This is a genomic window from Pseudoclavibacter sp. AY1H1 (genome assembly GCF_002931055.1).
Classification (GTDB): domain Bacteria; phylum Actinomycetota; class Actinomycetes; order Actinomycetales; family Microbacteriaceae; genus Pseudoclavibacter.
This window is the reverse complement of sequence record NZ_PSXX01000011.1, coordinates 91355-113751: the sequence shown is the minus strand read 5'-3', so window position 1 is coordinate 113751 and position 22397 is coordinate 91355. Positions and strand designations below refer to the sequence as shown.

The 22397-nt window shown below is 66.5% G+C and carries 17 protein-coding genes; 9 read left to right on the top strand and 8 right to left on the bottom strand.

Going from position 1 to position 22397, the window contains the following annotated elements; all coding sequences use genetic code 11:
- Positions 1 to 42: 42 nt before the first annotated feature.
- The 6 genes from C5E05_RS20260 to C5E05_RS15615 all read left to right on the top strand — a co-directional run bounded on the left by C5E05_RS20260 (position 43) and on the right by C5E05_RS15615 (position 7733).
- The gene (locus C5E05_RS20260; protein ID WP_181057711.1) at positions 43 to 648 is read left to right on the top strand and encodes an SGNH/GDSL hydrolase family protein; all 606 of its coding nucleotides are present in this window, start codon (positions 43 to 45) and stop codon (positions 646 to 648) included.
- Positions 649 to 860: 212 nt separating this feature from the next.
- On the top strand, positions 861 to 2324 hold the full coding sequence (locus C5E05_RS15635) for a polysaccharide biosynthesis tyrosine autokinase (protein ID WP_104240285.1): 1464 nt from the start codon (positions 861 to 863) through the stop codon (positions 2322 to 2324).
- A 123-nt stretch (positions 2325 to 2447) separates the two neighbouring features.
- On the top strand, positions 2448 to 3749 hold the full coding sequence (locus C5E05_RS15630; protein ID WP_104298280.1) for a UDP-glucose/GDP-mannose dehydrogenase family protein: 1302 nt from the start codon (positions 2448 to 2450) through the stop codon (positions 3747 to 3749).
- A gap of 930 nt (positions 3750 to 4679) precedes the next feature.
- Positions 4680 to 6374, top strand: a complete 1695-nt coding sequence (locus C5E05_RS15625) for a hypothetical protein (protein ID WP_146081149.1) — start codon at positions 4680 to 4682, stop codon at positions 6372 to 6374.
- Between the two features lie 102 nt (positions 6375 to 6476).
- Positions 6477 to 7025: a YdcF family protein gene (locus C5E05_RS15620; RefSeq protein ID WP_104342453.1), complete on the top strand. Its 549-nt coding sequence runs from the start codon at positions 6477 to 6479 to the stop codon at positions 7023 to 7025.
- Between the two features lie 30 nt (positions 7026 to 7055).
- Entirely contained in the window at positions 7056 to 7733 is a 678-nt protein-coding gene (locus C5E05_RS15615) for a PASTA domain-containing protein (protein WP_104342452.1), read from the top strand.
- Here the strand turns inward: C5E05_RS15615 and C5E05_RS15610 are convergent.
- On the bottom strand, positions 7713 to 8846 hold the full coding sequence (locus C5E05_RS15610) for a glycosyltransferase (protein WP_104240289.1): 1134 nt from the start codon (positions 8844 to 8846) through the stop codon (positions 7713 to 7715). The genes C5E05_RS15615 and C5E05_RS15610 overlap by 21 nt on opposite strands.
- Before the next feature lie 316 nt (positions 8847 to 9162).
- Between C5E05_RS15610 and C5E05_RS15605 the strand changes: the two genes are divergently transcribed.
- Both C5E05_RS15605 and C5E05_RS15600 read left to right on the top strand, forming a co-directional pair.
- A complete protein-coding gene (locus C5E05_RS15605; protein ID WP_104342451.1) occupies positions 9163 to 10245 on the top strand; it encodes a glycosyltransferase family 4 protein in 1083 nt (360 codons plus the stop codon).
- A gap of 5 nt (positions 10246 to 10250) precedes the next feature.
- Positions 10251 to 11312, top strand: a complete 1062-nt coding sequence (locus C5E05_RS15600) for a glycosyltransferase family 4 protein (protein WP_104342450.1) — start codon at positions 10251 to 10253, stop codon at positions 11310 to 11312.
- Between the two features lie 10 nt (positions 11313 to 11322).
- Here the strand turns inward: C5E05_RS15600 and C5E05_RS15595 are convergent, their stop codons facing one another.
- The 7 genes from C5E05_RS15595 to C5E05_RS15570 form a co-directional block, all read right to left on the bottom strand.
- The gene (locus C5E05_RS15595; RefSeq protein WP_146081146.1) at positions 11323 to 12408 is read right to left on the bottom strand and encodes a hypothetical protein; all 1086 of its coding nucleotides are present in this window, start codon (positions 12406 to 12408) and stop codon (positions 11323 to 11325) included.
- Between the two features lie 11 nt (positions 12409 to 12419).
- On the bottom strand, positions 12420 to 13250 hold the full coding sequence (locus C5E05_RS20255) for a polysaccharide pyruvyl transferase family protein (RefSeq protein WP_181059677.1): 831 nt from the start codon (positions 13248 to 13250) through the stop codon (positions 12420 to 12422).
- 35 nt (positions 13251 to 13285) lie between these two features.
- The gene (locus C5E05_RS20250; RefSeq protein WP_181059675.1) at positions 13286 to 14584 is read right to left on the bottom strand and encodes an O-antigen ligase; all 1299 of its coding nucleotides are present in this window, start codon (positions 14582 to 14584) and stop codon (positions 13286 to 13288) included.
- 79 nt (positions 14585 to 14663) lie between these two features.
- Positions 14664 to 15485 carry a polysaccharide pyruvyl transferase family protein gene (locus tag C5E05_RS15585; RefSeq protein ID WP_104342448.1) on the bottom strand — a complete coding sequence of 274 codons (822 nt, stop codon included), beginning with the start codon at positions 15483 to 15485 and terminating at the stop codon, positions 14664 to 14666.
- Positions 15476 to 16408 carry a hypothetical protein gene (locus tag C5E05_RS15580; protein WP_104342447.1) on the bottom strand — a complete coding sequence of 311 codons (933 nt, stop codon included), beginning with the start codon at positions 16406 to 16408 and terminating at the stop codon, positions 15476 to 15478. Before C5E05_RS15580 ends, C5E05_RS15585 begins: the two co-directional genes overlap by 10 nt.
- Before the next feature lie 35 nt (positions 16409 to 16443).
- A complete protein-coding gene (locus C5E05_RS15575; protein ID WP_146081145.1) occupies positions 16444 to 17925 on the bottom strand; it encodes a lipopolysaccharide biosynthesis protein in 1482 nt (493 codons plus the stop codon).
- Between the two features lie 2 nt (positions 17926 to 17927).
- Complete coding sequence (locus C5E05_RS15570) at positions 17928 to 19949, bottom strand: acyltransferase family protein (RefSeq protein ID WP_104342473.1); 2022 nt, start codon at positions 19947 to 19949, stop codon at positions 17928 to 17930.
- 330 nt (positions 19950 to 20279) lie between these two features.
- Between C5E05_RS15570 and C5E05_RS15565 the strand changes: the two genes are divergently transcribed.
- Positions 20280 to 22331, top strand: a complete 2052-nt coding sequence (locus C5E05_RS15565) for an acyltransferase family protein (RefSeq protein ID WP_104342445.1) — start codon at positions 20280 to 20282, stop codon at positions 22329 to 22331.
- Positions 22332 to 22397: the final 66 nt, after the last annotated feature.

Below are 22397 nucleotides of genomic sequence, written 5' to 3'. Positions count from 1 at the left end.
GAACCTATTCTTACGATCTCCAGCTCAGAAGACGCCGGTTCGGTGACGAGCTCCGCTGGTGGTCCATCCGCTTCGGCGCCATCCGCGACCCCTGCGGGCACCGGCCTGACCGTCGCGTTCATCGGCGATTCCTACACCGAGGGTGTCGGCGCGAGCGACCCGTCGCTGCGCTGGACGACCCTGCTGGCTTCAGCCAACGGCTGGGAAGAGCTGAACCTCGGCGTGAGCGGCGCGAGCTACGGCCAGGGCCTCGAGGAGTGGAACTCCTACGCGCTCCAGGTCGAAGAGGCGATCGCGGCCGAGCCGGACGTGGTCATCGTCTCCGGCGGTCTGAACATGTCGGAGCTCGACCAGGAGCTCGGCGTCGAGTCGGTCTTCACCGATCTCCGTGCCGGTCTGCCGGATGCCCGCATCCTCGCGGTCTCGCCGTTCTGGGTCAGCACGGCGTACCCCGCCCAGCTGGCGCTCACGAGCGAGCTCATCGAGGCTGACGTCACTTCCGTCGGCGGCCAGTACCTGGATGTCGGTCACCTCTTCGAGGACGAGTTCCAGTACTTCGAGCTCGACGGCCTGCACCCGGACGACGCCGGCCACCAGCTCATCGCGAACGCGGTCGACGCCGGCCTTCCGGTGGAGATCGGCGGCTGATCGTCGCTCGGCACCGAAGTGTGGTCACTCTGCGACTGATTGATCACATTTCACGAATTTACAGCCCAATAACATCACACCAGTAGTATGAGGCCGGGCTCGCCCCAGCTTGCCTGAGATACCCCCTGCGCTCCGAACCGCGAGCCACCCGTTTCGTGCCAGCCGCGAAAGCGGCAGCGGCACGAGCGCAAGAGACACACGGACGGACCTTTATGGAACTGCGCGACTACCTGCGAATCCTGCACAAAAACTGGATCATCATCTTGATCTGCACGCTTGCGGGGGTCGCTGGCGGTGCCGGCGTCTCGCTGCTGCAGACACCGAAGTACTCCTCGACGGCGGAACTCTACGTCTCGGTGCGCTCCTCTGACGGTGCTGTTGTCCAGGAGCTGAACCAGGGAACCTCGTTCGCCCGGCAGGCAGTGCAGTCGTACACGACAGTCGTCAACAAGGAGATCGTGACCTCACGGGTCATCGCGGAGCTCGGCCTCAACATGACGCCGGCGGAACTCGCCTCCAAGATCACGGCGACCAACGAGCTCAACACGGTTGTTATCGAGATCGCGGTCACTGACGAGGACCCGGTCCAGGCCGCGTCCATCGCGAACTCCGTGGCCACGAACTTCATCGATGTGATCGTCAACGAGCTGGAGAAGCCGGATGGCGCGTCGCCCAGCCTCGTGAAGATCGAACCTGTGCAGTCGGCTCAGCCCTCGGGAACCGCCGTCAGCCCTCGAGTGCCCATGAACGTCGGATTCGGCGCCCTGATCGGGCTCCTGGTCGGTCTGGGAATCGCCTTCCTCCGCCAGTTCGTCGACACGAAGGTCCGGAGCACTCACGACATCGCGCAGATCACTGACCGTCCGATCATCGGCACGATCACGTTCGACCCGGATGCCGGCAAGCGGCCGCTCATCGTGCACGAGGAGCCGAAGAGCCCGAAGGCCGAGTCCTACCGTGCTCTGCGCACGAACCTGCGCTTCATGGACATCGAGAACACTCGCCACAGCTTCGTCGTGACGAGCTCGCTCCCCTCGGAGGGCAAGAGCACCACGTCCGCGAACATCGCGATCGCGCTCGCCGAGCAGGGCGCCAAGGTCGTCCTGGTCGATGGCGACCTCCGCAAGCCGAAGGTCGCGACCACCATGGGCGTCGACGGCTCGGTTGGTCTGACCGACCTCCTGAGCGGCCGCGCAGAGCCCAAGGACGTCCTGCAGCGCTGGGGCCGTGGTCGCCTCTACGTGCTCCCCGCCGGACGCATCCCCCCGAACCCGAGCGAGCTGCTCGGCTCGCACACGATGCAGCAGGTCCACGACCAGCTGCTCGCCGAGCACGACTACGTCATCATCGATGCGCCCCCGCTGCTCCTCGTCACCGATGGTGCGGTGCTGAGCGAGCTCGCCCACGGCACGCTTCTCGTCGTCGCGAGCGGGCAGACCCCGCGTTCGGCGCTCGCCGGTGCGGTCGCCCAGCTCGAGGGCATCGGCTCCGAGGTCTCGGGAATCGTCGTCACGAAGGTTCCGACCAAGGGCCCTGACTCCTACGCCTACGGCTCGTACGGCGCCTACGGTGCGTACTACGGGACGGATGAGGCCGGCAACCCGACGACCGAGTACCGCAAGATCGGCACGGGGCAGATGCCGATCATCAGCGCGAAGTCCAGGCGCAACAACTAGTCCTCGAATGCGTTGCCCAGTGCGCGGACACCTCCGAGCACTGGGCAACGCGCACGTTCCTCAAGAAATCATCCCCCAGCCCGGTCTTCAGTCAGTCGGGTGAGATTCATGGAGAAGAAGCAGATGCGAGTTTCCGTTATCGGATGCGGGTACCTGGGAGCCGTCCACGCCTCGGCGATGGCCGAGCTCGGTCACGAGGTCATCGGCATCGACGTCGACGAGCGGAAGATCGAGGCCCTGGCCGCCGGTCAGCCACCCTTCTTCGAGCCCGGTCTCCCCGAGATCCTGACGTCGGCCACGGCGAGCGGGAACCTTGAGTTCAGCACCGATATCGCAGCGGCGGCCTCAGCCACGGTGCACTTCATCGCGGTGGGCACCCCGCAGGCCAAGGACAGCGCCTCAGCTGACCTCACCTATGTTGATGCGGCGCTCTACGGGCTCCTCCCGCACCTCAAGGCCGGGGACCTCATCGTCGGCAAGTCCACGGTCCCCGTTGGAACCGCGGAGCGTCTCGCCGCCATCGTCGCAGAGCACGGAAGCGGCGCCACGCTCGCCTGGAACCCGGAGTTCCTCCGTGAGGGCTTCGCCGTCAAGGACACGCTCGAGCCCGACCGCCTCGTCTATGGCGTCGCTGACCAGACCGCGGCCGACGTCCTCGACGAGGTCTACGCACAGGCCCTGTCCACCGGCACACCTCGCATCATCACCGACTACGCGACGGCAGAGCTCGTCAAGGTCGCGGCGAACGCGTTCCTCGCCACGAAGATCAGCTTCATCAACGCCATGGCGGAGATCTCCGAGGTCGTCGGTGCCGATGTCAAGGAGCTCGCGGATGCGATCGGACACGATGTGCGCATCGGTCGCAAGTTCTTGAACGCGGGTGTCGGGTTCGGCGGCGGTTGCCTCCCGAAGGACATCCGTGCGTTCACGGCTCGCGCCGAAGAGCTCGGACGTGGCGAGTCGGTCGCCTTCTTGAAGCAGGTGGATGCGATCAACCTGCGGCGTCGCCAGCGGGTCATCGATCTGGCTGTGGACGCGCTGGACGGATCCGTGAACGGCAAGAAGATCGCCGTGCTCGGCGTGACCTTCAAGCCGGAGTCCGATGACGTGCGTGATTCGCCTGCCCTCGACGTCGCCGTGCAGCTCAAGGGGCTCGGCGCGAACGTCGTCGCGACGGACCCGCAGGGCATCGAGAACGCCCGTCGGCGCCACCCGCAGCTTCAGTACGTCGAGTCGACCGAGGAAGCCCTCCGCGACGCCGAGGTGATCGTGCTGGTGACCGAGTGGGCCGAGTACCGTGCGCTCGACCCGGCCGCGGCAGCTCAGCTCGTCGCGAACCGCGCGATCATCGACGGCAGGAACGTGCTCGACCCGGCTGCGTGGCGTGAGGCAGGTTGGAACTTCGTCGGCATGGGACGACGCTAGCTGCGCGAGCTCGGAGATGCAGGTGCGCGGGGAAAGGCTCGGGCGTCGAACGGGATCGTCAGACTCCGTTCGTTGACTCGAAACATAGCCCGGTTAGGCTTGGAGCGGCGCGAATGGGGCATCCCAGCTTGACTCGGCAAGTCCCGGCGACTTTCGGGGAACACTGACCCGCCAGTCGAAAGCGAGTCTCGCAGGTGTGCGCGTCACGTCCGACTTCGCCTTGATCAGCAAGGAGTGCCGAGCATGACAGAACCGTCCAAGCATGCGTTGAGTAGGCGAGGCCTCCTTCGAGCGGCCATTATCGGCGGCGCTGTTTCTACGGTCGGATTGTTCGCGGCGCAGAACCCCGCACATGCCGCGACCGCGTCGTTGGCGAAGATACGCACTCTGAGTTCGACCTGGACGCCGGCAGACCGCGCTTTGTACACGGAAACGTCAGCGATCGCTGCCTACTACGAACGCTCCCTGGCAGCGGTGACCAACGCGATGGTCGGCGATGGACCGGTAGCGGCGGGAGCCGGTCGACACGTGGCACCAAGAGGGTGGTTTACGGGCAAGTACTGGAGAGCAGCCGCGTCAACATGGTGGAACGCGCGCACTCAGGAGCACATCTCTACGCTCGCCTACTTCCTTGCGAACGACGAACCGTGGAATGTGGAGTACCGGGGTAACCGCGAGCTGAGGCTTCGACTCCTCGCTGCGATAGAAACCTACGCAGCAACACAGCTCGCGGATGGCTTCTTCCCTGAGGATTCAGGCGCACAGAGCGATGCTGCCGTTCCAAACCCGACGGTTGTGTCTGGTCTTGCTGCCACTGCATTCGGGGTGCAGGCCATGGCCTCCACCTTCGGTCTTCTCACGAAAGATCGTGCGACTGCCCCCGCAGCAGACCAAGGCGCAATTGACGCCGCGCTCTCCTCGCTGCGAAGCATGATCGGCAAAGCCGTGGCGACTGGTCTCGACCCCAACTCGCAGCTCTGGGGCCGCGCTGAGATTGACGTCGCCAATCAGCCAATCGGCATGATCGCTGCGGCAGTGCTCGCGGCCTTCGAGATACCAGACGATCGAACAGCACTTTTGGCAAACGTGCCCGCTACGTTGGCCATCATTGCTGAGCGTGGGATCTCGACAAGCGGCCACACCGTGGAGCGCAAGGCCTACGACTACGGGTACACGGCGAACGTTGCAGTTCCGGACCTTGCAGTCATCGCTCGCCTAGCTCGCGAGATGGGACGAGCAGACGTCGCCACCACGACCGAGGACATCGCCCAGCAGGTGACTAGGTTCGTGACACACACAGTTTTCTTCGAGCCGACTCCAGGACCGGATGGCTCCCCGAACTATGTGGAAGGCTTCCACTACGCTGGCCTTTCCGCCCGCAACACCGTCTTCACCTTCCAGCCCTACGATGCGATCCCCGGAGCCTGGAAGGCACCCCTCGGGAAGTCGAACCAGACACAGAGCTCGCTGACCCCGAGCCGCGACCTGCTCGCGGTGACTCCCGAGTTCGCCGCGCTGCACCCCTCTCAGGAAGCGGTGCAGGCCTGGTTCGACAACTGGGTGAGCGACCCCGCCATGTACCCGATCACGGACTGGGCGGCGAGGGTGCTCTCCGGGAGCCGCGAGCTGCTCAGCCCACGTCGCCTTCTCGGGACGGTGCAGACCGTCGCACCCGCCCCCAGTGATGCTGAGCGTCGCGCGTCCGCCGCCGACTACCCGTATTTCACCGCCGCGTCGAGCAATACCCTGCTGGCGGACACCGCCCCGACGGCGCCCGAGATCCTGCCGCGCTGGTACGGGTTCGTGCAGAGGAAGAACTTCCATCTGGGCTTCCAGTACGGATCGAACAGACTCGAGAACCTCGCGTACGAGGGTGACACGAAAGCTCGCCCGCGCTACGGCCCGGGGATCCTCTGGACTCCGACCCGAGGCACGGTCGTCCTGTCCTCGAACGAGCCCGTCGCGAAGCTCTCGGGCTCCAAGGTGGTCAGGGACAACGAGGCCATCGACCGGAGCTGGGGCACCTACGCTGGCAAGACGGCGACCGGGTACGCCGAAGCCCTCACCCCGATGATCGCGACCTCGAGAAGTGCCTCAGGTGCGGTGATGGGCGCCGGGGAATCCACTGGGGCGTTCACGGTGACCGCCGTGAGCTCGGCGAAGTCGCCAGTCATGACGACGACGCTGCGGTTCAACGCCGGCCGGGTCTTCGGCAGCATGCAGGGCGAGCAGGACCGGTTTGTGCGACGCGTTCAGACACCCGGCAGAACCGGGTACCACTGCATCCCCCTGCTCCTGGGCCCGGAGGACCATATCGAGTTCTCCGTGCAGCCGTCTGCGGTCGTCGGTGCGGTGGTCGACAGCTCGGTGAGTGGACGCCCGCTCGTCGTGAACTCGCAGCTCAAGTCCACGCTCAGAGTATCGACCGACCGGTTCACCATCGTCACGGGCGCGAACCGAGCGAATCGGCTCACCTTCATGTTCTCCGAGGGCACCAGGGCGTCGGCGTCCGAGCTCTCGTTCCTCGTGTACGAGAAGACGTACTTGTCGACCGCGAAGCGGCGCGTGGTCGTCAAGGTCCCCCACGGGGCCGACTTCACGGAGACGATCGTGTTCGGCGACTGAGCGCCCCAGCGGCTCACACGCGAATCGCCAGGAGAGCGGGTATCGTTTCATCTTCATTCGGTGGTCACGACGACGTGCTTCCTTCTAGCTCTGGAGGTTCTTGTGCGTCGGCTCGTTCTCTGGCTTTCTGTTGGCGCGTTCGTCGTCGTCGCGGCGCTGGTCGCGGCGACGATCGTCTACGTCTTCCCGGCTTCGGACGATGTCGAGCATGCCAACGCCGTCATCGTCCTCGGGCCAGCGACGCCCGACCGTGTCGCGCTCGGCCAGCAACTCGTCGATGAAGGCCGCGCCGATCGCATGATCATCTCGGCGGGGAGGCCGGGCTGGGCCTACGACAAGGCCTCCATTCCCGAGTGCCGTGATCGCACAGCTGACTGCTTCATGCCGGTGCCCGCCACCACTTCGGGCGAGGCGCTGAAGATCCAGGAGATCGCAGAACGCGATAGCTGGACCTCGGTGACCGTCATCACGGCGACGCCGCACGTCGCGCGCGCGCGGACCATCTTCGAGTCCTGCAGCGGGATCGCCGTGAACGTCGTGGCATCTCCGACTGTGCTCGACCCGGGGACGTGGCTCTACGAGTTCGCCTACCAGACGGGCGGCTACGCGAAATTCGCCCTCGACGGCTGCGCACAACCCGACGCGGCGTAGAAGCTCGTGACGGCACCAGAAACTGATGGGTTGAAACCGCCGCTCAAGGCCGCCCTGCTCCTTCTGTGCGGGGTGCTGCTTGTCGCTCTCTCCGGGGTGCTCGTCTTCTCGGTCAGCGACTTCACCCAGCCGAAGCCGCCCCCGCCATCCAGCGAGGCCCTTCCGCCGACGAGCGCAGTGGCGACCCAGGTGCCGGTCGTCGTGGGCCTCAGCGTGGACGAGGCGGCCGCGCGGCTCGCTGAGGCAGGCCTTGCACCGATCTACATCTCGGAGCGTGACATCGACTGGGATCCGGAGGACCGGATCGTCGTGACTGCCTGGCCCCAGTCCGGTGAGATCACGGAGGATGGGACGGTCGCACTCCGCGTGTCGGCACCGGTGCGATCACCGCAGGGCAGCGGCTCGGGGAGCGATGCCCAGGCGCTTCTCGAACGGCTCTGGCAGGTGCAGGACTTCGCAGACGGGTTCGATCGACCGCACGATGGCGGCGCCGCGAGCTGGTACGTGGGCGAGGTCAGCGGCTCAGTCAGTGACGGGCTCCAGGTCGAGCTCCGCGCAGACTCGGGCTCGGTGAGCGACACCGACCGGCGTCGCCTGGTCGCTGAGATCGGCGCCCTGGTCAAGGGCACGTACCCCGATCTCGAGAAGGTCGTGCTGACCACCTCGGACGGAGTGCCGGTCGAGTGGTCAGCGGCGTCCGGCGGCTGACTTCTTCCCAGACCGCCCTCGCGCCAGCTTGTCGAGGCTCTCCTCGTAGCGCGCGCACACGCCTTCCCACGAGTACTCCGCTCGGCCGCGAGCGAACGCACGAGCGCTCAGGTCCTCCTGCAGAGCTGGGTCGCCCAGGAGGCGGAGGACACCGTCCGCGATGGCTGACGGTGTGGGCTCGACGAAGACCGCCGCATCGTCGAGCACCTCTCGGTTGTAGACGGTGTTCCGCGCCACGGTCGGTGCGGCGCACGACATCGCCTGAACGAGCGCCGGGTTCGTGCCGCCAACGCTGTGTCCATGGAAATAGGCTCCAGCGTGCTGCCAGAGCGAGTGCAACCGGTCGTCATCGCTGACGTGGCCGAGCCAGTGCACCCTGGCGTTCGCATCTGCGAGCTTCTGTGCCTTGTCGTCGAGCTCGCCACCGTAGCCGGTTGAGCCGACGATGACCACGTGGTGCGTCTTCGCGACGGTCTCCGCCGCTTCGAGGAACTCGCCCACCGTGTTCTCCGGCACGAACCTCGCGACCGCCAGGGCGTATCCGCGGTGCGTCAGGCCGGGCTCGATGGGGAGGTCCTCCGGCACATCGCCACCGTAGGGAATGAAGACACCGTCGCGACGGAAGTCCCTGCGCCAACGATCGCCGATGGCGTGCGCGTCGAAGACGAGCTCGTCCGCCCACCACGCGGTCGCCTTGGCTCCTCCTCGGAACATGGCCTTCGCCAGGCGCCCCCACTTGGCGCGATCCCACTCGATGCCGTCGACGTTGAGCAGCGTCGGGACTCCGCGTGCGCGGAGGAAGGGGAGCCAGAATCCATTGGCGACGTTCATCACGAGCGCGACGTCAGGGCGGCGCCTGGACGCGTCGAACATGGCCGTCGCGCCGTACGACAGCGTGCTGAGGGACTTCGACTCGATGCCTCGAGTCACGGGAGTGTGCACACGTGGGTCGCGCGTCGGGTCGCCCTCTTTCGTGGAGCCATCCCTGCCGTAGACAGTCACGTCCCAGCCCTGGTCGACGAGGTACGGAGCAAGGCGCCGAACGGCTGTCTCGAAGCCGCCGTAGTAGCTCGGGTAACCGCGAGTACCGATGATCGCGACTGATCGATTCATCAGGTCAGGCCTCTTTCGCGTTGAGGTGGGAAGGGGGTGAACGTCAGTCCTGCGACTCGCAGGGCTGAGGTCGACCGACCTCCAGCGCAGGTGGGGGATGCGCTAACGGGGGAAACGAGCGCGACGCGATGCGATAGCTCGATCACGCTACACTCTATGGCATCCCCGATGACGGTCCTGTTTCGTGCGAAGACTCATGCTTCTGCGAGTCAGGACCGAGCTGTTTGCACGTGCCTGAACCTACCGAAAGGCCCAGCCGATCGTGACTCGCGTCCTCCTTACCCATCCTGGTGCGGAGCTGTACGGAAGTGATCGCATGGCCGTAGCCTCGGTGCGTGCGCTCGTCGAAGCCGGCGACCAGGTGGATGTGGTGCTGCCGTCTGACGGACCGCTCGTGCCGCTCCTCACGGAGGCGGGCGCCAGGGTGCTCGTTCTCCCTCTTCCCGTGCTGCGCAAGGCGATGCTGCGCCCCCTCAAGCTGCTGCAGCTCGCAGCCACGATGCCGCGCACGATCGTTCGCTCGATGAGGGTCCTGCGTCGCCTCGAGACCGATGTGGTCTACGTCAACACGATCACGCAGCCGTGGTGGCTCCTCGCAGCTGCCTTGGCGAAGAAGCCGAGGCTCGTGCACGTGCGCGAAGCGGAATCAGAGCAGCCGGCGATCGTCCGCAGGGTTCTGCTCGCTCCGCTGGCACTCGCGACCCGAGTGGTCTGCAACAGCAAGGCCACCGAGCGGTACGTGCTCGACGACGCGTCCGGCGTCACGGGCAAGACCTCGGTCCTGTACAACGGCAAGGACTGGGCCCCGTACGAGGCTCCGGCATTCGAAGGGTTCGCGGAGCCCGTTCGCCTGCTCCTGGTGGGGCGCATCAGCCCTCGCAAGGGCACCGACACCGCGATCGAGGCTGTCCACCTCCTCAGGCAGCGAGGCATCGACACGAAGCTGACGCTCATCGGTGACGTGTTCGACGGGTACGAGTGGTACCGGGACGAGCTCGGCGCGCAGATCGCGAAGCACGGTCTCGAGGATGCCGTCGTCTTCGCCGGCTTCGACCCGGAGCCAGCGGAGCGCTTCGGAGAAGCTGACCTGGTGCTCGTCCCATCGCGGCTCGAGCCGTTCGGAACCGTGGCGGCCGAGGGCATGGCCGCGGGTCGGTGCACGATCGTCGCTCGCACGCAGGGTCTGGTGGAGATCGTCGACTCGGCAGAGGTCGGGCTGACCTTCGAGGCCGAGAACGCTGGGGAGCTGGCCGAGGCCTGCGCGCAGCTCATCGCCGACCCGGATCGGGCTGTGGCCATGGCTGCCGCGGGACGCGCCCGAGTCCTCGAGCGGTTCTCGACTGAGCAGTACGCGGCAGGGACGCGTTCCATCGTCGCCGAACTCGAGAAGAGCGTCTGAGCGACATGAAGGTCTGCATCGTCTCCGTCCCACTCACCACGAGGAGCGGCGTCTACCGCTCCACCTACGACCTCGTGACCGCCGCGCGGGAAGCCGGCCTCGACTGGTCCGGGATCATCGCCATGAGGCCGAGCGCACTCGGCTCCCCGCCGCAGGGCGATCTCGGAGTGCACGAGACCACGATCGACGTGCACGGCATGAAGCTGATCCCGGCGATCAGGCGGCTTCTGCTGAGCCGTGCCGAGTTCCGCGAGGCCGATGTCGTCATCACGATGATCGGCCAGAGCGACATCGCGGTGAGCGGCCTGGGAAGCAACCGGCCGAGCACGTGGGTCTCGTTCGTCCGCGGACTGCCGTGGCCGGCGCACGGTGAGGCGAAGGCGCTGCGCCGAGTGCTCCAGCGAGTTCTCGTGACCCGTGCCATGCGGAAAGCCGACGAGGTCTGGGCGACGACGACGGTGCTCGCCGACGGAGTCCGCTCTGCGGTCGATCCGGTGATCGTGCCGGCTGGGGTCCCCTCTGTCGAGCGCATCGCTGACGGGTCACTGGGACGGGACGGGCACCTCGTGTTTGCCGGTCGCCTCGACCGCGACAAGCGCCCACTCTTCTTCGCTGAGATCGTGCGCCGGACGGGGGCGCTGGCCAAGGCGTTCGGCGCCGGCCCATTGCAGGGCGAGCTCGAGCAGTCACGGCCCGAGACGCTCGACATCTCCGGCTGGGTGGACCCGGCCGCCCTCTGGCAGGGAGCGACGGCCTTCCTCGGCACGTCGAGCCGTGAGGCGTTCGGCAGGAGCGCGGTCGAGGCCGCGCAGCACGGCGTCCCCGTGATTCTCTCCCGGGACTACGGTGCCGCACCGTTCCTCATCACGGACCCCGAGCTCGTGGATGCCTTCGTGCTGCCGAGCGAGCCCGTCGAGCTGTGGGTTGACGCGGTTGAACGACTCCTCGACGACGAGGCGCTGCGGCGACGGCTCTCGGACCACCTCGTGGAGAACGCACGCGAGATCACCATCGAGCGGTCGGTTGCACGCGTCGACGCTCGCCTCCGGGAGTTGGCGGCCGGCTGAGAGCCTGCCCTCAGGCGGCTTGATCCGGAGCGGCGACTGCTGCGGCAACCCGCGCACGCATGTCCGCGGCTCGGGCGGCTCGGGCTCCGCGCAGCGCCCGGTACAGGCGCACGTGTGCGAGGCCGGTGGTCGCCCACGAGCGACGCTCGGAGAAGGCGGAGGCTGACGTGCGCCGTGCCGGGGCATCCCGGTAGGCGGCTTCCAGCACCTCGCCCGTGAGAGGTCCCTGGTAGAGCGTGAGGAGCTTCGACCCGACCTCTCGCTGGAGCGCGAGGTTGGAGGAGCTGACCGGCGCGAGCACGGGGCACCCGAAGCTGAGCGCGTAGATGAGGGCGCCCGAGTTGTACATCTGGAGGTACGGGAGCACCACGAGTCTGCTCTCGGCGAGCTGATCGAGAAGCTCGGGGTCTTCGACGAAGCGCGCATCGAACGCCGTGCCGGGATGCGCATCCGCGAGCTGCTGGATCGTGTGACGGTACTGCGCGTTCTTCGCGGCACCGAGGATGACCAAGCTCGACCCAGGCAGCCGCTGCTGGTCGTAGCTCTCGATGAGGGACTCGATGCCCTTGTAAGGGCGAACGAGGCCGAAGTGGAGGATCTGGTGCACCACGCGTTCCTGAGACGCCCAGCCCCCCTCCTTGTGCTGACGCAGAAGTGGGACGTAGTCCCCGTGGGGCACGGTGACCCCCAGCGAGAGGTCGTTGTCTTCTGAGCTGTTCAGGTAGATGCGCACGTCGACGGCCCGGATCAGGAGGTCGATCGCGAACGCTGTGGTCCGCCGCCCTGCTTCGTGGGGCTTGAGATTGTGCACCGTCCACACCAGCGTCTTGCGGGTGAGCCGGATGCGCAGGACCAGGGCGACCAGGAGGAAGGACTTCAGGAGCTCACGCACGGCGGAGGGGGCGACGACAAGAGCATCGGGCCAGTGCAGGTGGAAGATGTCCCAGCGGCCGATGAGCGCCGTCTTCCACGAGAAGAACTGCAGGTCGACGTCGTCGGCGAGCGCTTGTGCGAGAAATGCCGTGTACGGGTTCCCACCTCCGGGCGGCCGGTTGTAGGACATCAGCACTCTGGGCTTCGGGGGAACGCTCGACATGTTCAGTGCCCTCAGCTCGCCGTGGTCCACAGATCGGTGGGGAAGGCCGCCTCGAGGGGCGCGGGGTCCCAGGCGGCAAGCGGGTCCTCCGTCGAGGCCGTCCGGGCAGGAAGCAGCTGCAGAGCCTCGTCGAGGTTCGAGGCGATCGTCCAACTGCTCCTCCCCGTGCCGCGGAAGTAGTCCTCGTACTTGAAGACAGGCTCGACGGGAGAGGCGATGAGCACGACCGGCACGCCGAGCATCTCGGCGAAGACGAGTGCGTGGAGTGAGCTTGTGACGAGTGCCTCGCTGCCGGCGATGCGGGCTGCGATCTCGTCCACGGAGCGCCTGGGGCTGAAGAAGTCCGGGTGGCTGCGGTACTCCCGCGCGTCGTTGAGGTTCGGGATGACGCTCAAGCGCCGGGACGGGAGGAGCGGGTGCCGCGCGCGCAATCCCTCGCCCAGCAGCAGAGCCGGGTCGCCGTAGACCTCGGGCGCGTCGATTCCGCGCTCGCGGCGAAGCCATTCCCGGGTGAGCGGCCCCCGCACAGCGCGCACATCGAGTCGAGTGAAGCGGTGGGCTTGCTCGTCCGTCTTGCCGTTGACGCCGGTTCCCCAGATCACGTCGTTGTCGACGGCGAAGTGCATGACGGATCCGACGGAGAAGAGCGTCCGCGTCGAGTCCACCGCCTGGTGGGGGGCCGAGCCGAGTCGGGACTCGGCGACCTGCGCGACGACCTGCGGGCCGATCAGGTCACCGAAGTTGTTCTTCCGGGGCCCGAACGTGCGACCTGCGAGTCGCAGACGACGGTACCGGTGGGGGTTCCACATGAATGCGGGCACACCGTGGACGTGCTTGAGCACAGGCTTCTCCTGGAATGTTCGTTGGGAGGGAGTCGTCAGCGCAAGCGCAGACCCCTGGTGGCCGGACGGATCGGCAGGGCGGCGACCGCCGGCGGGAGTTCGACGGGCTTCTTCGCGAGCTTCCCGCTGAAGTAGCCGAACGTGAAGAACCAGATGTGGAGCAGGAAGCCTCCCGCGAATCCCCATCCGGTCAAGCCCACGACGATCATTGCCATGGTCAGGGTGAAAAGCGCGAGACCGGAATCTGAGTGCTGGTTCTTCCTGTTGTAGTCGCGCAGTCCCTTGATTACCAGAGCGACCATCGGTCCAAAGAAGAGGAGTGCCCCTACGACACCTTGTTCTGCCGTGACGTAGTAGAACACGTTGTGCACCGGCCACCCGCGCGCGGTGAGCGCATCGAACTGGCCGAAGTAGGTGATGTAGTTGCCCGGCCCGATTCCGAGCATGAGGTTCCTGCCGATATACTCCTGCGCCACTGCGAGGAGGTGCTCGCGCTCTCCGCCGAGCGGGTCCTGTTGGAAGCGCGCGAGGATGGCATCGAGAGAGAGCGCGCCCACGAGCGCTATCGCGCCACCGAACCAGATACGTCGCTTCATGACGCCCTTGCCGCGCTGGAGAATGATCCAGAGTCCGAGCATGCCGATCAGCGCGATGAAGTTCGTGCGGCTCGCGGAGAGACCCACGCCCAGCAGGCCGGCGAGCATCGCGAATGTCGCTGCGCGAGCGACGACCTTGTCGCTGGACGTGCTCAGCGGCAGCGCGATCGCCGTCAGGCAGATGACGATCTTCCCCAGGTTTCCGGGGTGTCCAGCCGTGCCTGCCGAGCGCCCGGATTCGAGGATGGACGCTTCGGAGACGGCGGCGAACCAGGAGAGCCCGAAGCTCTGGCCCAGCGCGATGAGCGCTTGGAAGCCGAGGATGGCGAGGATCGCGAGGGCAAGCCAGCGCTCGAGGTGCGGGGCTTTCTCGGCGCGTCCGATGAACGTGCCGACAAACCAGGCGAGGATCGCGACGAGGATGAGCGTCAGAGCGTCCGCCGAGACGTGCGGATTCGTCCATCCGGTGGTCACCATGAGGAGGAGGTAGGCGACCAGCGGGATGAAGACGACGGGAATCGGCAGCCGCGGCTTGGCGAAGCAGGCGATGATGACGCAGATGAAGATGCTGACCGTGGACAGCGGCACCGGGTCGAAACCGAATAGGTACACCTGGCTGCGTGGGAACAGCGCCAGACCGACGAGCGCGACGAGCGCGACCGTGGTTGTGGCTCCCGCGACGCGGAGGCCAATCAGCGTCGCGACGACGATGAGGATCGGCAGGAGGACTTCGGTCATCGAACCAATTCCTTTCTCGGTGCGTCAGCGCTCTGCTGACTTTCGGGTTCCTTCATACTCACAGGTCAGCGCCGCGCCGTCACGCGGAGGATGCGGATGCGATGCCGCGTTCGACGAGTTCGGCTCGAGTAGGGAACGCGAAGTCGTCGAGGGTCTTCTGAATGTGGACCGGGGAGCCGAGGCGAGGCCCGCGCAGGGCCTCGTCGATGGAGACGGGGGTCGACCAGGGGAGGTCGACGGATGCGAAGTAGTCCTGGTACTTGAGTTCAGGCTCGCCGTTGACCGGTGCCACGAGCTTGACGGGGCGTCCGAGCGCATGCGCGAAGATCAGCCCGTGGAGCGACGAGGTGTAGACGAACTCCGCGCGGAGGATCTCGCGAACCAGGTCCTCCGGCTCGCAGTCGATGCTGACGAGGGAGAACTCGCGGCGGCGGCGGAAGAGCGGCAGGTCGCGGTAGTGGGGGATGAAGATGACCCGACCCGCTTCGGCCTGAGTCTCGGCGCAGGTCTTGGCGTAGATCGATTCGACTGCGAGACCCGGGTCGAGCTGAGACGTGACGTTCGAGGTGTCGTACCCGGCTTCGTCGAGGGCTCGCATCGTCAGCGGGCCACGCACGGCGCGGATGTCGGAAGGCCCCTCAGCCACAGCAGGCAGCTCACGCCCCTTCGTCCCGACCCCGCACACGATGTCACCAGGCAGCGCGCGATGGATGACGGAACCGACGAGCAGCAGGCGCCCGCCGATGTCGGTCAGGTTGTCCGGCTCGTCGTCGTAGAGGAAGCGCACGAGGTCTCGATTGAAGAGGTCGCCGGCGTTGCCGACCCGAAGCTTGCCTCGTCGGGGGATCGAGAAGCGACGGGTCCGGTCGACCGGGTCCCAGTAGAACGTCTTTACTGCCACAGTGCCTGCTCCTCGATTTCCGCGATGCCGAATTTCACGTCATTGACTCCGTAGCTGAGCCGAACCGTCGACCCGAGGACATCGGCCCCGGCGAAGTAGCTTGCGCTCAGCAGATTGCGATTGTGGACGCCTCGCCGTGGGAGAGCGCTTGCGACCGAGTGCACCAGGCGGTGCTTGGAGAACTCCACCGTCGGTGTCGTCGTGTCGAGCCGAGAGATGCGTACGGGACGTCCGACGTAGGCGCGCTTGGACCGGATGGAGAAGCGCTCGTGCGCCATGAGCACGAGCGAGCCATCTGCGGTCAGGCAGGGCTGAGAGCCGATGGTGGTCGCTCGAGGAACCCTCACCGGGTACTGGGCGTCGTGCCGCGTGAGCTCGAAGGTGATGTCCGGCGTCTCGCCGACCTGCCCGTCGACGCGGAGGAGCGTCATGAGCGGTTGCAGGCTGTAGATGCCGCCAAGCTCCCCGTCGGAGAGCTGGTGGAACGCCCAGTTCTTCTCGATGCGCTGCCGTTCGGCGTTGGCGAGCTGCACCCGGCTCGGTGCGGACAGCAGGGGGGCGACCCTCATGATGAAGATGTCGTTCTGAGCTCCGCTCGGCCATCCCGTGTTGAAGGTCGCGAACACCCCGTCCTTCGTCGCGAAGAGCTTCGGGTCGGCGACCGGGGCGACCCCGTGCGAGCCAGCGTGGGAGGTGAGATCGACGACCGTCCAGTCGTCGCTCCCGACCGGGGCCGAGGCGAGATATGCCCGGAATGGCTTCTGGCCGCTCTCGTCGAGCGCTCGGAAGGAGACATGCAGTGCGTTGTCGCGCTCGAGGACGCACACGTTGAAGACGTCGCTCAGGCCAGCGTCGTGTGCTGCCGAACGCAGACTTGTCGACAGCGCCAGGTTCTGGCGTCTGACCAGCGTGCGAAAGACCATTCGAACGTGACTCCTCGTAGCACTGCGGGGGGATGTCACGCGGACCGGCGACGCAGTTTTCGTACCAGTCCGATGATCGTCGTCCGCTGCTCACGACCGGCGACGAACCACAGGACGCCGAGATACAGTGCGAACGCGGTGATGGCCGCTGGCACGGTGTACCCGACGACGCGGGGCTCAACCGCAGCCCACGGTGTCAGGTCGAGGATCAGCAGCAACGCGACCATCGGGACGGCGGCAATTGTACATCGGATGAGCTGCCCCATGTAGGGGCCGATGGCGATTGAGGCCTGTTTCGCAAGCAGCACGAGGCGCAGCGGCCAGAGCAGGATCACGCGGACGCTGCGGGAGAGCGCCACCCCCTGGATGCCGAACGGCAAGGCGACGAACAGCAGAATGACGCCCACGATGTTCTGGGCGAGCGCGAGTCCGAAGGCGGATTTCGCTCGACCTGCTGCGATGAGCACGCTTCCATCGAAGTAGGTCACGGAAACCAGGATGATCGACGGGATCAGGAGCTGGAACACCGGAATCGATGCAACCCATTCCTCGCCGAAGAGGTAGGGGATGAAGTCCGGCGCAAGCAGTCCCAGGATGAGGAAGACCGGGATCGCGACTGCGGACGAGGCGAAGGTGAGGCTGCGCATGACCACGTTGGTCTTCGCGACGTCTCCCTGTGTTCGGGAGAAGGTGGTGAGCGAGACGCGGCCGACCACCGAGGTCACGAGCTCCGAGGTGATCGTGAGGATCCGCTGCGCGAAGAAGTAATAGCCGAGCGCGGTCGGATTGATGGCAGCGCCGATCACGAGCTTGTCGATGTTCGCCTGCGTCGCGCTGAGCAGCTCCACGCCGAGGACACTGAAGCCGATCGAGGCCATGGAGCGCAGCGAGGTCCAGGAGAATTCGAACTTGGGACGCCAGCGCGAGGCTGCCCAGAGCGTCACGAATCCGACGAAGCTCTGCACCAGGGCCTGCCCGACGAGCGCCCAGACGCCGTAGCCCATGATCGCCATGGGGACCGCGACGCCGGCGCCGGCCACCGTGCCCGCGAGCTTGCGGATGGAGAGCTGCTTGAAGTGGAAGTCGCGTTCGAGGAGTGCCGCCGGGGTGCTGCTCAGTGCGGCGAGCACGATCGCGATCGACTGCACGCGCAGGATGTCGCCAAGCTCCGGTTCGCCGAGCAGGAGGGCGATGAGCGGCGCGCTGAAGAAGAGGGCGACGTAGATGACGACGGAGATGCCGAGGCTGGTCCAGAAGGTCGTCGACGCGTCTTTGGGCTCCAGGGTGAGCCGCTGGACGAGCACCTTGTTGAAGCTCGAGTCGACGAACACCTGCAGGATCGCGGTGAAGACCGTGGAGAGGGCGAGGAGCCCGAAGTCTCCAGGTGCGATGAACCGAGCGAGGAGCGCGAAGACGCCGAGCGCGATGAACCGCGAGGCCCATCGCTCGAGGACGATCCATCCGATGCCGCGGACAGCCTTCGCGCCGATTCCATCATCGTCGGATGCGACGGCCACCGTCAGCTCACCTTCGCGGGGATCAAGCCGCTCGCGGTCAGAGCCTCGCCGAACGCTCCGGAGAGCTCCGAGCTGAAGGTCGCCGTGAGGTGATGGGCATCTCGGTACACGAGCGTGTCGCCGATGATGGTCGGGCACATCGATTCGCCGCAGATGTATGGCGTCAGATCCAGCAGCGGAACTCCCGAGGCCGCGGCGATGTCCACTTCGACGCCGCGGACCGGCGTCTCCAAGGCTCGTGAGCGCTCGACGTCGCAGGCGTCTGCGTCGGAGAGGTGGTTCGAGAGGCAGATCGCAGGAGTGCTGCCCATGTCAGGGGTGTCTGCGATGAGTGCAACGGGGGCATCCACGGCATCGAAGGTCGCGCCGAGTGCGCTCGCCCAGGCGGTTTGGTAGCTTCCCCCGTCATCGAGGAAGGTCACCTGGCCGTAGTTGGCGATGAGGACGAGGGCGGGGTCGATGGCCGAGATGTGATCGAGCACCTGTGTCCGCCATTCGTCGCACGCCGCGTAGGGAACGGCGTTCCTGGTGAGTGGCGCTGAGATCGAAGGACACGAGCTCTTGGTGTGCGACTCCACCGAGTAGCCGTTCGCGAGCGCCCACGTGCTGACGGCAGGGAACCACTGCGCCGCGTGGGAGTCGCCGAAGAGCACGATCCGAGGATCCGAGCTCTCCCCGTAGATGCAGGACGCAGGCGCCGTGGCCTCGAAGTCCAGGTGGCAGCCGTCGGCATAGATGTCAGGCTGGTCGCCGGAGACGCTGCGCAGTGACGGTTGCAGGTTGCTCGGCACGAAGTCGGTTGCGGTCGGTGGGGCCGTGAGAGCTCCAGCCGTCGCCGCCCTGTCGACGTAGAGCGGCTGCGAGTTGGAGTAGACGAAGCTACCGCCGACCAGTGCGATCGCGGTTGCCGAGGCGGCCGCGGCGGCGAGCAGCGATCGGCGAGGCCGAGCCGAGGTCAGCCATCTCGCCTTCCTGGCTGGATCCTCGACGAACCGGTACATGAGCCATGCCAGCGGGAAGGCGACCGCCCCGAGGGCCAAGGTCTGCCAGAGCGGCAGCGGGCTCTCGTAGCCGACCGCGGTCTGCGGCACGACGAGCAATGGCCAGTGCACCAGGTACAGCGAATAGGAGATCGTCCCGACGAAGAGCATGGGACGGACAGAGAGCGCGCGTGCTGGGCCCCACCCACCGGACGCGGAACCGCCGAGGATGACCGCGGCGGTACCGAGGACGGGGATCGCCGCCCAGAAGCTCGGGAACGGAGTCGCGCTCGTGAAGAGGAACACGGGCGCGAGGATTCCAGCGAGGCCGAGCCACGCGAGCGGAGCTCCCCAGCTCCGATCCACGACGGACGGACGGTAGACCAGGACGAACGCGATGATGCCGCCGACACCCAGCTCCCAGGCTCGTGTCGGGAGCCCGAAGAACGCCCATGGCTGCGACTGGTACGTCAGGAGCACACCGGCGGCGAAGGACAGCGCCACGAGCGCGACGAGCGCGATGAGCAGCGCCCGCGGGCGCTTGAAGAGCGCGAAGCCGAGGGCGATCAGCACCGGCCAGATGAGGTAGAACTGCTCCTCGATCCCGAGCGACCAGTAGTGCTGGAAGAGGGACGGCGTCGTCTCTGCGAGGTAGTTCGTGCCCTGGGCGGCGAACAGGTAGTTCGGAACGTAGAGCGCCGTGGCGACGGCCCCGGTCCAGACCTCGCGCAGGAGGAGCGGCGGGTACCAGATGAGTGCGGCGAGCACAGAGAGGGCGAGGACGACGAACGAAGCGGGCAGGATGCGTCGAACTCGCTTCGCGTAGAAGCTCGCGAACGAGATCCTGCCGTCACGATTGAGCGTCGCGAGGAGGTGTGAGGTGATCAGGAATCCGGAGATGACGAAGAAGACATCGACGCCCACGTAGCCGCCCGTGAGGAAGGGAACACCGGCGTGATAGAGGACGACGGCGCCGACGGCGATCGCACGGAGGCCCTGGATATCGTTCCGGAACCCACCGCGCGGGGGGGTCGCGCTCGTCACGGGGGAGGTGGATGCGTTCGGCGTCACAGTCTGCTTTCGGCTCGCGTCGGGGGAGTGCAGGGGCGGTGCGGAAGTCTGTCATGAGCGAGGCTGCGCGGCTCGCATCGCGAGTTTACGAGAGTCTCGGCCCGCGCATGTGACCCGATGGGCGCGAGCGCCCCGACAGTATCGAGCCACGGTCGCTCGGCTGTGCACTCCGGACCCGTCTTCGTGTGACGCCAGCCGACGCGACTTCGCCCCACCTACCCCCTGCATGGACGCGCCGCCGATCGGTCGCCTTCGTCGAGCGCCACGCGCCCACGAGGTGGTGGTCGACAGGTCGAGGACCTCATGACCGCACCTCCCACCGCTCATACTCGACGCGGTGACCTCAATGGCCTCCGCGCTGTCGCGGTCCTCCTCGTGGTCGCGAATCATCTGACGGTCAGTCCCGTTGGCGGGTTCATCGGCGTTGACGTGTTCTACGTGCTCTCCGGCTTCCTGATCAGCGGAATCCTCATCCGCGAATACCAGCGGACGGGGTCCATCTCCTTCCAGCACTTCTATATCCGTCGTGTGAAGCGCATCCTGCCGGTCGCGACGCTCGTGCTGCTGGTCACGGTCGCGGTCGCCTTCCTCGTCTGGTTCCCGACGCGAGCGAACCAGACGGTGCTGGATGCGCTCGCCGCGCTGTTCTTCGTCTCGAACTGGCATTTCGTGCGACTCGGCACCGACTACCTGCAGGCGACCGGGCCAGTGTCTCCACTGCAGCATTACTGGTCGCTGGCTGTCGAGGAGCAGTTCTACGTGGTCTGGCCGATCGCGCTGCTGATGGTCGCGAGTCTCGCCACGAAACGTGGCAGGAAGATCGTGCGGCCACTGCTCTGGTTCATGGTGGCGGCGACGGCGCTCTCCTTCGCCTGGGCGCTCTACTCGTCCAGGGCCATGCCGGAGTTCGCCTACTTCGACACCATCTCACGCGTCTGGGAGCTGGGTCTCGGGGCGATAGCGGCGCTCCTGCTTCCCTTCGCCAAGATCTCGCACGGGGTCGGCCGTCTGCTGGCCTATGCGGGGGTCACCCTCATCGTGGTCGGCGCGTTCGTCATCACGCCAGAATGGCCGTTCCCCGGGCCCTGGGCCGTGGTCCCGGTTGCGGGCTCCCTGCTGATCCTCGCTGGAGGTGCTCAAGGGAGGGGAATCGTGCTGCTCGACAACGCCGTTGCCCGGTACATCGGACGCATCTCGTACTCGCTGTACCTCTGGCATTTCCCCGTGATCGTCTTCCTGCACTCCGTCGACTCGGCGAACAGCGTCGTCATGGGCATCGCGGCGGTCTTCATGATGTTCGGGCTCTCGATCCTGTCGTACCACTTCATCGAGCTCCCGATCATCAACTCCTCCTGGCTGAAGTCGCACACCTCGGCGCGCCGCAGCAGGCAGCTCATCGGCGCGATTGCGGTCGGGGTCTTCGTCCTCGGCATGTCGGCAGTCCAGCTGCGCGGCCCGTACTCGCTCGTCGCCGCAGGAGGCGACAGCAGCACGGGTGCGTCGGTGGCCGAGGCGACGATCGCGCCGGGCTGGGACAGCGCGGCGGCCCTCTCGGCCCGTGTCGACGAGTCGTTGCGCACGAACACCTGGCCGGAGATCGACCTCGGGTCACTCGACGAGTCCCTTGCCACTCCGGGGATGGACACGGAGGTCGGCTGCCGCAACAGCGTCTCGAGCTCCGAGGCGCTCGTCTGTGAGCGAGCAGCTTCCGGGGGAGAGACTCGCACCGCGGTGGTGGTGGTCGATTCGGTCGCGATCTCCTGGATCCCCGCTGTGGAGCAGGCCCTTCCTGGATGGCGCGTGCTCGGCTTCGGCTACGCAGCATGCCCGGCGGTACTCGCCCCGGTCGGCAGTGGGGAACGCGGTGAGCAGTGCGCCGCCGCACAGCAGCGGATGCTCGACTTCGTCGCTGCGGAAGCCCCCGATCTCGTGCTCACCTCGTCGGCGCAGTCAAGTCTCGCCGGCTTGTCCTCGGGGGCGAGAGCGGATGCCGCGCTCGACGAATGGCAGCTCGGTGTTGAGGCGTTCACGACCGAAGCAGCTGCATCCGGAGCCCAGGTCGTCGTCATAGGCAATCCACCTGCTGGCCTGAACCCGCAGGAATGCGTGACCCGTGCGACGGGACCCCTCGCCTGCACAAGCAGCCTCCAGGAAAGCACCCTGGCGAAGGCCCAGGCCGAGGCGTCGGCCGTCGACGCCGCCGGCGGGCGGTACGTGGACGTCATCGACTGGTTCTGCTCGCATGGCTCCTGCCCGATGCTGATCGACGACACCGTGCTCCGTTACGACGGGGCCCACCTGACGAACGACGCTTCGGCCAGCTTCGGGAGGGTGCTCGCGGAATCGCTGCAGTGACGCTCCGGGGGTGTCTCGGGGAGTGGTCGGTCACCTAGTATCGACCTGACACCCCCGTCGACGTCG